Here is a 12587-nt window from a genome sequence, read left to right on the forward strand (position 1 = left end):
AATATACCATTCTGTTTGCTTAATTCACATAATTTTTAAAATTAAAATCTGTGGATGTTAATATTTGTTATATAATATACTTATCAAAGCATTACCCCTGTAGTTTTATAATGAATCTGTAAGATAGTTTGTTTGTCCCGTATATTCACCTTAACTAAAAAGAACTTGTAGTGATTCCTACAAGTTCTTTTTGCCTTTCTTATTGTAATTAGGATTGAAACAATAAGAAAGTATTTATCGCTAGTTTGCTAACTAAAATTTTTATATTTTTGAATTTTAATAGGTTTCATTAATAAAAATTTTTAGACTATAGAATGAATCATTAGACTGATAGAAAAATAAACAAAAGGGGAAGAACCACCAATATTCTTCGCCTTTTGCCTGTAATTAGGGTTTCTATATTAATGAATATAGAAGATTATAAAATGTTGGATGCAACAGTTTACATTTAAAATTATAGCAAGAGTAACAGGTGTTTTTTTATGCAATATTGCATAAAAAGTTATGATTTATCAAATATACATGTCTAATGAGGAACACAAAAACTCTATATAGGATGAATTTAATCCTTACAGTTTCTTTATAGTGAATTAAAAGCGGCAAAAATTAAAAGGTTAATTTTATCAATACGAGTTTTTTCTTTTACATATTAAAATGGAAGTACCCTTTCAATGTATACTGACCCCTTCATAAATTGTGAAGGGATTTTTTTATTCAATAAATGAGTTTTACAAAAGATACAAAATGTTGAACTCATAAAAAGCAATTGATATCTTGTGTATGTAATTTTATCAATATTAGTGTAAGTCCTTATGTATGTATGTTGTCATAAGGACTTGTTTGCATACGTATTACTCTTTTATGTACAATGAAAGAAAAACATCTTATGAGATGGGGAGAGGAAAACCCATGTCCAACCAACAATTAGTGAATTTACGCATTGATTTTGCTTTTAAACAATTATTTGGCACAAGTGGAAATGAAGACATTCTAATTGCTTTTTTAAATGCTATGTTACAAAATTCTTTAGAATCACCCATTGTTTCGTTACAATTAGAAGATCCACACTTACATCGCGAACATGAAGAGGATAAATTATCGATTTTAGATATTTCCGCAACGTTAGATACGGGAACAAAGGTAAATGTGGAAATACAGCTAAATAATAATCATGATATGATTAAGAGAAGTTTATATTACTGGGGAAGGCTATACACATCCCAACTTCAAAAAGGAATGCCATATAGTTCTCTTCATAAAACAATTACGATTAATTTATTAAACTTTATGATGTTTCCAGAATATGAAGCATTTCATACAACAGGAATCCTATGGAATCAGCAACAACAGAAGATATTGAGTAGTGATATTGAAGTTCACATCGTAGAGATTCCAAAACTCATGCAACAATGGCGGAATGAACAATTAAATCCCTGGGAAGATTCATTTGTTCGTTGGTTGTTATTACTTCCAGCGAATGAGGATGAACACTTAACCCAAACATTGGAGGATATTGCGATGAACCAAGACCCGATTTTACAAAAAGCGATGAATAAATGGGAACGTATGAGTCAAGATTCTTCCTTCCGACAAGCGTATGAAGCAAGGGAGAAAGCTTTGATGGATGAAGCCGCGAAGTTCGCTCATGCTCGTAATGAAGGAAAGAAAGAAGGGCGTCAAGAGGGAATTGAAGAAGGGAAAATCCAATTAATTCGTGGAATGCATAAAAATGGAATGCCAATTGAAGATATTGCAAAGTTTACAAATTTACGCATAGAAGAAGTACGAAACATTTTACAAATATAAATGATTAAAAAAATAACACCTACATTGTAGGTGTTATTTTTTTAATGGCCACCGCCACCAGGAGTATAATTAATGTTCGAAGGAATATAAATTCCTGTTCCTGGATCAAGAAATCGATTGTTTTCTTTGTTACTTGTTTTAGAATTCAATTAATATTTCACATTCATTTTATCTCCATTGAATAATTAACGATTACTCCTTTATCAGTATGCCATATATCTTTGACTGTTTTTTTCTTAATATCATAATAAGAAAGCACACTTTCCTTTGGGGACCCCAATGTATTATAATCTTTTTTACTATCATAAAGACTTGATAAAAAAAAGAAACCTTCACTTTTTTCACTATACTTTAACGCTCTTATTTTAAAGTGTTTTTCCGTATCGTCAAATAGTGGCTTTATTTTTTTGGAATTCAAATTTATTTCTGCAATATGGGAAGTAGGGTTGGTCAAATTTTCATCATAACTGAATATCACTGAACTTTCATCATCGGCAAATGAAGCCCCGCTAATAAATTTTTCCACTAAGCTAACATGTTTTTCTTTATTTCCATCCACATTATAAATATCTAAACTGTATTTAGCTGGACGCATTGTGATTTGTTTTTCATTTGCTTCTTCAAGCTTCTTTTTATCCTCAGCCTCAGAAAAGGAAACTATAACTAATTTATTATTAATGGGATTGTAATCAAAATCCAAAATACTTTTATCCTTATCGTCTTTTTCCCATATTTCTAACTTATCCTTTTCAATATTATAAGTGGCAATATGAAAATTACGATACTCATCTTTTAATAAAACTCTCATGAAAACCGTTGTTTGTTTGTTATCTATTTGTATAAGATCTACATTACCTAATTCCTTAGTCAATTGCCTTATTTGATTTTTTTGTAAGTCCTTAACAAACAATTGCATTGTACCGTCTTCAGATTTATCAGCAAAGTACAATTTGTTATGGAGTTTTGAATAAGAAAAAGTAGTATAATCTGGTATCTTTTTCTTTAATAATACTGTATTTTCTTGTAACGTTGGATCATATTCATAAAATGTATTTGTAAGAAGCTTAGGTTCAAATAGGTTTATGTATAATTTTTGAGAAGGTGTATCATTTTTATTAACAACAACGCTCCCAGATGTAAGGAATTTGTAACTAAGTATGATACACAAAGATACAGCTATTAATGAAAAAACTATGGTTTTCTTCATTATATCCCCCCTAAAAAAAATCCAGATATAAAGTATTATATCCGGATTTTTTCGAAAATTATTCGGTTATCGCTATTCCACCGGATCTTTCAGTTCGACCATTCTTAATCTGACCATCACTTAGTTTTCCCCCTAATGCCACAAATGTATTAGGAAGTACATCCACTATAACACCAAATTTTTTAAACTCGCCATAATCCCATTTCTCAAGAACTCTAGATTTCCCTTTATCTAAGTTCGTTACTACAATTTTGGTGCCCTTTCTAATATATGCCTCACTTGAGTCAACAGCGCAATCATTATCCGTCATCCACTTTCCGTCAGACCCTGGTTTGTAAGGCGTGTAATTACTTATCTTACCGTAACGGGTTATCGTATCTGCTTTAGCTGTTTGTCCTCCAAATACATTGACTGTTGTTAATAAAAACGTAGCAATAATAAAAATGAAACTGAATTTCTTCTTCATAATATTTTTTCTCCTTTTCATTTTTTTTGAACTAGTTCTTTTTAATTTTATAACATGGGAACAATTATTTAACATTATTGTTAAATAATTCTAAATTGTATTCATATATAGATTTATAGAGAAAATGCTAATAGCCTGGATACAGTTAAGTAAGTATTACTACAATTTATAATTTTTTTCTTGGGTTTAATATAAGAGAAGTAAAAAAATCTAAGTTGATGGGCATGTATGGTGACCCCTAATAGTATAATTTTTGTTGATTTGGTTAGGATGGTGACATCAGGGACATGAAGAGGTGACATTTTTGGGAGTAACAATTAAGATAATGAAATATCAAATTTTATGTCCAATGAATGTCGATTGGACAATATTTGAAAAACAATTACGAAACTTAACATATCAGGTCAGAACGATAAGTAATCGAACCATTCAACAATTATGGGAGTTTGATGCTTTATCCTTTGACTACTTTAAAGAAAGAGGGACATACCCTACTGTCCAAGATTTGTATGGGTGTACACAGAAGAAAATTGATGGTTATATATACCATACATTACAAAGTAAATATCCAGATATACATAAGGGAAACATGTCTGCCACTCTTCAAAAAATTATAAAAACCTGGAAGAGTAGAAGAAATGAAATTAGAAAAGGTGAGATGTCAATTCCTTCTTTTCGAAATCGCATACCAATTGATCTCCATAATAATTCAGTAGACATAATAAAAGAGAAGAATGGAGATTATATTGCTGGTATATCTCTTTTTTCACGAGATTTTCATAAGGAAAATGGCGATGTCCCAAAAGGGAAGATTTTTGTAAAGTTAGGTACCCAAAAACAAAAAAGCATGAAAGTTATTTTAGACCGATTAATTAATCAAACATACAGCAAAGGCGCATGTATGATTCATAAATACAAAAATAAGTGGTATTTATCAATTACTTATAAATTCAATGCTATAAAAGAAAATAAATTTGATAAAGAATTAATCATGGGAATTGATATGGGTGGAATAAATACAGTTTACTTTGCATTTAATGAAGGATTTATTCATAGCAATATTAAAAGTGATGAAATTAAAATGTTTAATGAAAGAATTCGACAGAGACGTATCAACTTATTGAAACAAAGTAAATATTGTAGTAATAGCAGAACTGGAAAAGGTAGGACGAAACGATTACAGCCCATAGACGTGTTAAGTAATAAAATAGCTAAGTTTCGAAATAGCACTAATCATAAATATGCAAACTATATAGTGAAACAGTGTCTAAAACATAATTGCGGGCGTATTCAAATGGAACTTTTAAAAGGTATATCAAAAAATGATAAGGTTCTTAAAGATTGGACTTATTTTGATTTGCAGGAGAAAATCAAAAATCAGGCAGAGATTTATGGAATTGAAGTTATTAAAGTTGTCCCAGCGTATACGAGTCAACGATGTAGTCAATGCGGATATATTTGTAAAGAAAATCGTTGTACACAAGCTATGTTTGAATGTAAGCAGTGTGGATATAAAACACATGCTGATTATAATGCGGCGAAAAACATTTCCACTTATGACATCGAAAATATTATAAATAAACAATTAGCGGTACAAAGCAAATTGCATTCAAAAAAATGTATGGAAGAGTATATAGAAGAGTTAGGATACCTGGATTAATGTAGATAATTGAGTCCATATTAAATAATTTGGTGGATTTACACGCCATAAATGGAGAAGTAGCACATAAGAAATTTACCAAGTGCCAACACTCCGTAAGGTAGTATCAAATGTAAATAAACATTGATGCGTGGGCATTTTCATGCTCTGAAGGGTGTAACACAAAAACCGTTACACAATACATCTATTTGCTGGTAAAATAATGTTTAATATTCATCTTATCAGGTTTTTTCCATATTTGTTAAAGTATCTATCTGTATTTCATCGGGGTTTAACACTAACATAAGATGTATTTAAATTCATGAGTTCGATAAACTTTTTAGCTCCGTCTCGGAGGTTAATACTAACATAAGATGTATTTAAGTATGTATAAAATCTTTGCTCCAAAGAATGTTGACCATGTTTAACACTGACATAAGATGTATTTAAATTTTAGCATGGACGGACTATATTTGTTTTTTAATGTGTTTACACCATTAATATGATGTATTTAAATGTTACGGTTACTAATTGTTCAGCACTCAAACGATAAGAAAGTGAATTTTATCAATACGAATTTTTTCTTTTACATATTAAAATGGAAGGCCCATTTCAATGTATACTGAACCCTTCACAAATCGTGAAGGGATTTTTTTATTCAATAAACGAGTTTTACAAAAGATACAAAATGTTAAACTTATAAAACCCAGTGATATCAGTAAGTGTGCATGAAATCACTGGGTTTTTATTTGGATATTTAATGGTGTGTTTTACAAATTATAAAAAGATATAAACTTAGTTTTACTTTTTAAATATTATCCGTCCTAAAAAATGGCCAATGTTCATAAAGGTACAATTTTCTGGACACATACAATGGAGGGTTGTATCAAAATTCTGATTATTCAACTATAGAATCGCATAGGATATATATATTATTCTTTACATTCATTATTTTCAGAAACATTACAAGGCTGTCAGATAAATGAAAGGTTATTCAATATGAAAAAGAAAGTATGTGCATTACACTTATTTTGAAAAGGTCGAAGATAAAGGAGACTTACTAGATGGAAACATTAAAGGTTCGTGAATTAAATAAAACTTATAATGGGAAGGTATCATATGAAGCACTTACAAATATTAATTTAACAATAAATAAGGGTGAGTTTGTAGGAATTATGGGGCCATCAGGAAGTGGAAAAACAACTCTGCTCAATATGATTTCCACTATTGATACTCCGACTTCAGGAGAAGTATTAATTAATGAAAAAAACCCTGATCGATTGCCAGTTGATGAATTAGCATTATTTCGACGTCGTGAATTGGGATTTATTTTTCAATCGTTTAACCTTCTGAATACATTAACAGTGAAAGAAAATATCGTTCTTCCACTTACATTAGAAAACGTGAATCTGTCAGAAATGAACAAACGAGTTGAATCGATTTCTATACAATTGGGTATAGAAAAGATTTTACATAAACGCCTATATGAAATTTCTGGGGGGCAAGCTCAACGGACAGCAATTGCTCGTGCATTAATCCATTCTCCACAATTAGTTCTTGCAGATGAGCCGACAGGGAATTTGGATTCAAAAGCTGCAAATGATGTAATGCAATTATTAGTAAAATTAAATAAGGAGCGCCAAACAACTATGGTGTTAGTAACACATGATCCATTTGTTTCCAGTTACTGTGATCGAGTAGTATTTATTAAAGACGGAATGCTTTATAACGAGATTAGATGTGAAGATAATCGCTTAATTTTTTATAAGAAAATTATGGATGAATTGTCTCTATTAGGAGGAACCGAGAATGAGTTTTCGTCAATTGGCCTGGAATAATGTCATTCGTAATAAGCGATTATATCTAGGATATTTTCTGAGCAGTGTTTTTACTGTAATGATTTTTTTCACGTTTGAGTTACTTGCATTTCATCCCCAATTTAGTGGAAAGCTTGGCGCAACAAGTGAATCTATGATTGGTTTGGGTGCACAAGGATTTAAAATTGCTCAATATTTAATTATATTTTTTTCTTTTTTCTTTATTTTATATTCTGTTGGCACATTCTTGAAGACGAGAAAACGTGAATTTGGTATCTTAACATTTCATGGCATGACGAATTTCCAATTAAAACAGTTAATTTTCATTGAAAACATGTTAATTGGGAGTAGTTCAATTATTGTAGGAATTGGAATTGGGCTTATTTTTGGCAAGTTAATCTTATTAGTAAGTGCATCTATATTTGTTTTAAAAGGAGGATTGCCATTCTATTTTCCAACAAAGGCAATTCTTGTGACAAGTATTTCATTCTTGTTGTTATTTTTATTGGTTTCGTTCTTTACTACAAGAATAATTAAACTAACTCAGGTAATTGAATTGATGAAATCAGAAGAGAAACCAAAGCCAGAACCAAGAGTATCTAAATGGTTAGCTATATTCGCGATTTTGTTTATTAGTATTGGTTATGCTGCAGCATTTTATCTAGATACTGCGTTGAAAACAGGAAATCACTATATTTATGCTCTGTTAGCTTGTGTATTCTTTAGTGTATTAGGAACCTACTTTTTATTTACGCAGCTTAGTTTTTATCTGATTAAAACATTACAAAAGCGTGATCACATATTTTTTAAGAAGACGAATCTGTTAACCATATCAGAATTATCGTATCGAATAACAGATAATGCAAAAACACTATTTATAGTCGCGATTCTATCAACAGTTACTTTGACATCTATTGGTGTTTGTCTTGCTATAGGTAGTAGACAATTAGAATTAGCTCAAAGTCCTTATGCATTTACTTATACATCCTATAAAGGAGATATTTCAGAAAAATCTCATGTTTCTGAAATAGAAAAGCAATTAAATGCTGCTGGATTTTCATATAAATTAGCGTCTTATACCATTATTGCAACACATAATAGGTTTGAGGTTATGAAGCTTACTGATTTTAATGCAACAGCGAAAATACTGGGGTATCCCACAGAAACTTTAAATAATGAACAGGATAGTTTGATTCTCCCATCTAAAAATAGAATGAAACAACAATCTGAGAATGAATTAAAGAAAGAAGCCTCTATACTGAAAGAAGGAGATACGCATATTCATCTTTCTAACTCGAAGTTATTGTTAAATAATAAAATGAGACCATCAAATGGAGTTTACGTTGTTGTTGCTGATTCAGTTTACGAAAAATTAAAAAGGGCATCACAATTACAAGAAAATATAGCAGATTGGTATACGAATTACGGTTATTTAATTCAAAATTGGACTGATACAGAAGAAATTTCTAAAAAGATTACGAAAATAATCGATTCTGATACTCAAAAAGGAAAGGTGTTTTACAATTTTCATTCGTTATATTTAGATTGGATGGAAAGTAAACGATTTAATGCAATACTAGCTACTATCAGTGTGCTAGTGGGGATTGTATTCTTTGTGTTTGCAATAAGCTTTTTATATTTCCGTCTATTTACTGATTTAGAGCGGGACAAAAAGCAATATGAAATGCTTTCTAAAATAGGATTAACTCAAAAAGAATTAAAAAGAATTGTGACGCAGCAACTTAGCATATTATGTTTTATTCCTATTATTGTTGCAATTATTCATAGTAGTGTAGCCCTTATGGCATTACAATATTTAGTACAGCGCAAAGCAGGGGTAGATTTACCTGTTACAGGAAACTCCATTCTGATATTCACAAGTTTTATATTAGTACAGTTCTTTTATTACTTAATTATTCGAAGGAATTATTTACACCAGATGATTCAATAGATTTACTCGGGTTCTCGAAAAACTAAACATCAATCAAAAACAGTATGGTTAGCTTAAGTTAAACCATACTATTTTTGATTTAGTTTTGAATCTTGAAAGTAATCAGGGTTGGGATTTTTTTGATAAATACGTGTATTCGACTTGATACTTGTTTTCTTAGATTGATGGTGCTACCCCATGCCCATCAATCTAAGAAAAGAAAATACCCCAAAACGCACATGTATACGGTATACGTCCTTTTTATTTAAATACAGAGCAGTTGAAACAGGGGTTTTCCAAATTTTAAAGAATTATTAATAATAAACTTAAAAAGGCATCAAGAGAGGTGAATTAATGAAGTTAAGAGTCGTTAAAAAAGAAGAATATAGTTTTATTGATGGCTTTGTATACGAGATATTTAAAAATACTAACTATTCAAATGGAATAGCTGAAAAAGCTTTGGTGAGGGAAATCAGAGAAAAACCATTTTATATTCCTGAACTTGATTTAGTTGTTGAGGAAGAAGGGATTATTATAGGACACTTTATGCTTTCAAAACTTCCCATTAGTAATAGATTTGAAAATGAAATACTAATGTTATCACCTGTTTCAGTGGCAATTAATAAACAACGCCAGGGTATTGGTAAGTATATGTTGCAGGAAGGTATTAAATTTGCAACTAAAATGGGATATAAGGGAATTATTGTTGAGGGAGATTATCGATATTATCAACGCTTTGGATTTATTACATCAACTGAATTCGGTATCTATGCGTCCAAGAAAAATCTTCCGCCTTCTGTGGAAAACTTAATGGCTCTTGAGTTGTATGAAAATGGGCTGGAGAATATTTCAGGTGAAGTAGATTATTCGATTTATAATTCATTGCAACATTGACAGCTATATGAGAAACAGTTGGCACGTTAGCTCCCCTCTATAGGATTTTCCATGAAACTAGTATCTAAAAGAAAGGTGAACTTACTATGAAGCTTGAAACTACTAGACTGATTTTAAAAACCCTTGATCTTAATCTAATTGAGGCTGCGGCCCAGCGTGATATACAGGCAATCAAAGCAATGGGATACAAAACCAACGGTGAGTGGCCAGGTGTAGATTTTTTTGAAGCTTTACCCTACTTTCGGGAACTTCTGATTAAAAATAATGGAACTAAAGGATTTGACTCCTGGATCATTGTGGCGAAAGATACCAAAGAAATAGTTGGCGGCATTGGATTTTTTGGTAATCCCGATTTAAACGGTATGATTGAGATTGGCTTTGCTACTAATGAAAGTCAACGACGCAAAGGTTATTGTTTTGAAGCTGCCCAAAAATTATTAAACTGGGCCTCAAATCATGATGAGGTCAAATATATCACAGCCAGATGTGAACTTGATAATATCAATTCAAAAAATGTTTTGGTGAAATTAGGGTTCCAAATGGATCACAGAGATACAGAATTAATTTATTGGAAATATAGTAATAATGGACAAAACTTATAAGATTTGTCCATTGCATATACTATGGTTATATAACCAGAAATAATCAAACTTTATTTTAAAGCTACACTAAGGTTTTGCACTATCTATAAAGCGAAAATAACGTTATCCTTTCCTATGATTCTACAGAAAGAATAGCGCGTTTTTTCATTTGAGGGGGCCTTTCTTTTTCTTAAACTGTTGAATATAGTACCCTCTAGTATAAATTTTACCATTGAAACAAGTGATTTTAACAACGTTAGGAGTGTTCCAGACAGCACAATGTAATTTGTGTTACATAGCAAGAAAAATAATCAAAATTTAAAACGAGAAAAAGAAGCACCAAAGCAAATAACATCGGTGTTTCTTTTTTTGTGCTTTCGGGCACAGAGGTTCCTACAGCACTATTATAAAAGCGATTCCGGATGTAAGGAATTTGTAAGGAATAGGTAAGGAAAAAGAGATTTTTATTGTATATGATAAAAATATAAAGTGGCGCGAAAGGGGAAACAAGTACGACTTATATATATAAAATAAACCAGTAAAAAGAGTGTTTTAAAGAAAAGAAGTAATTTCTAGAGTTAACATACATGTGGAAAAAGAGGGAGAAGGCATTGTATATTAAAGTTTGTTTATAATAGATTTTTAACCCGTTAGAGGGGATTGTAAAGTAGATTATTAATTGCCTTGAAAATTTCTATTTCCTTATAGTACTAGGCATGCTGTATTAAAAATTTTAATTGTGAAGGGAGAATGAATAAATATGAGCACGAAAAAAATAATAGGGATTAAGTTATTACTTGTCGGTGCAATTTGTACAATAACCATTCCTTCGGTTTCATATGCGGAGGAAGTAATTTCACCTAAAAATTTCGAGGATTATTCAAACTTGTATGAGGGACGGAATAAGGATGTATTGAAAACAAGTTTATATCCAAATACATATAATAATCCGTTCAGCCACCAAATTAAATCGAAATTAAAGGAAACAAACACAAATATAAAAAAAATAGACAATATTGACGATGAAAATCCTGTTATATCTACTGCTTTTTCATTTATCCGTTCTATGCATGCTGAAGATTATAAATCTGCATTTGATTTAACTTCTCGATCATTACAGAAAATAATATCCGAAAAATGGTTGAAGAACTATTGGGAGGAAATTCCTACGCAAGTACAAAAAGGTTCTTTTGTAGAAATTGGAGAGGTTACACAAAAAGAGACAAATTCTGTTCATACAAATGTAGAGATTAAATTAGTTTTTGAACAAATTACTGTACCTTTACTAATAAAACTAGATCCATCTGGAAAAATAGATGATTTTCAACTCAGTATGCCGTTTAGTCCTGTTGCAGATCGGCCATCATATAGTAAGCCTGAATCATTTATTGATAAAGAAGTAGTAGTTGGAAGTGGTGCATTTCCATTACCAGGAACATTATCTGTTCCAAAGGGAAAGGGCCCTTTTCCAGCAGTTATTCTTGTTCATGGAGCTGGAGCAGCCGATCAGGATTCGGCAACGTATGCTTTAAAACCATTTCGTGATTTAGCTGAAGGTCTTGCCTCGAAAGGAATTGCTGTCCTTCGCTATAATAAACGAACCTATGAACATGGATTGAAAACAGAACTTAGTCCTTTTTATACAGTTGATAAAGAGACAACAGATGATGCACTTCTTGTGACTCATTTTCTTCAAAATGAACCTATTATAGATAAAAATCAAATTTATATTCTTGGTCATAGTCAAGGTGGAATGATGATTCCAAGGATAATTGAAAAAAATCAAAATCAAAATATTGCTGGGGCAATTGTGATGGGAGGAGCGGGCAAGGCATACGCAGACAATGTTTTAGATCAACTGGAGCATCGTCTTTCTATTGGAGAAATGAAACCAGAAGAATATAAATTTTACAAATCGCAATTTGAATTATTAAAGGATCCTAATTTCTCTAGTCAGAATCCTCCAAAGGATTTTTCTTTAGGACCACCAGTATATTGGGATTCTATCCGTAAAATTAAAGCAGCAGAAATGTCAAAAAAACAAAAAATACCGCTTCTTATTCTTCAAGGAGAAAGAGACTATCAAATTCTATCAAAAATTGAAATTCCTTATTGGAAAGAACAATTAAAAGAGAGAGATAACATTGATTATCGACTATATCCAAAGTTGAATCACTTCTTTACAGAAGGAGATGGAGAATTAAGTAAACCGGATGAATATTATAGTCCTGCTAATATCCCTGAGTA

The 12587-nt window shown here is 31.1% G+C and carries 9 protein-coding genes; 7 read left to right on the forward strand and 2 right to left on the reverse strand.

What is annotated here, in order from left to right; all coding sequences use genetic code 11:
• Window positions 1–909 precede the first annotated feature (909 nt).
• The gene (locus JDS81_RS27740) at window positions 910–1806 is read left to right on the forward strand and encodes an Rpn family recombination-promoting nuclease/putative transposase (protein WP_061655327.1); all 897 of its coding nucleotides are present in this window, start codon (window positions 910–912) and stop codon (window positions 1804–1806) included.
• 163 nt (window positions 1807–1969) lie between these two features.
• Here JDS81_RS27740 and JDS81_RS27745 read toward each other — a convergent pair whose 3' ends face one another.
• Both JDS81_RS27745 and JDS81_RS27750 read right to left on the reverse strand, forming a co-directional pair.
• Window positions 1970–3013: a hypothetical protein gene (locus tag JDS81_RS27745; RefSeq protein WP_061656015.1), complete on the reverse strand. Its 1044-nt coding sequence runs from the start codon at window positions 3011–3013 to the stop codon at window positions 1970–1972.
• 58 nt (window positions 3014–3071) lie between these two features.
• Entirely contained in the window at window positions 3072–3479 is a 408-nt protein-coding gene (locus JDS81_RS27750) for a hypothetical protein (protein ID WP_061656016.1), read from the reverse strand.
• Between the two features lie 304 nt (window positions 3480–3783).
• Between JDS81_RS27750 and JDS81_RS27755 the strand changes: the two genes are divergently transcribed.
• The 6 genes from JDS81_RS27755 to JDS81_RS27780 form a co-directional block, all read left to right on the forward strand.
• Window positions 3784–5139, forward strand: coding sequence for an RNA-guided endonuclease TnpB family protein (locus tag JDS81_RS27755; protein ID WP_199688650.1), 1356 nt, complete (start codon window positions 3784–3786; stop codon window positions 5137–5139).
• Window positions 5140–6182: 1043 nt separating this feature from the next.
• Complete coding sequence (locus JDS81_RS27760; protein WP_097953616.1) at window positions 6183–6956, forward strand: ABC transporter ATP-binding protein; 774 nt, start codon at window positions 6183–6185, stop codon at window positions 6954–6956.
• Complete coding sequence (locus JDS81_RS27765) at window positions 6928–8886, forward strand: FtsX-like permease family protein (protein WP_199688651.1); 1959 nt, start codon at window positions 6928–6930, stop codon at window positions 8884–8886. The genes JDS81_RS27760 and JDS81_RS27765 overlap by 29 nt, the downstream gene beginning before the upstream one ends.
• 333 nt (window positions 8887–9219) lie before the next feature.
• Window positions 9220–9759 (forward strand): GNAT family N-acetyltransferase, encoded by a 540-nt coding sequence (locus JDS81_RS27770; protein ID WP_199688652.1) that lies wholly within the window; start codon window positions 9220–9222, stop codon window positions 9757–9759.
• An 86-nt stretch (window positions 9760–9845) separates the two neighbouring features.
• Window positions 9846–10361 carry a GNAT family N-acetyltransferase gene (locus tag JDS81_RS27775; protein ID WP_097879578.1) on the forward strand — a complete coding sequence of 172 codons (516 nt, stop codon included), beginning with the start codon at window positions 9846–9848 and terminating at the stop codon, window positions 10359–10361.
• Window positions 10362–11100: 739 nt separating this feature from the next.
• The coding region (locus tag JDS81_RS27780; RefSeq protein ID WP_199688653.1) for an alpha/beta hydrolase at window positions 11101–12587 on the forward strand (1487 nt) is incomplete at its 3' end.

Source organism: Bacillus cereus group sp. N31, from assembly GCF_016483245.1.
GTDB lineage: Bacteria > Bacillota > Bacilli > Bacillales > Bacillaceae_G > Bacillus_A > Bacillus_A toyonensis.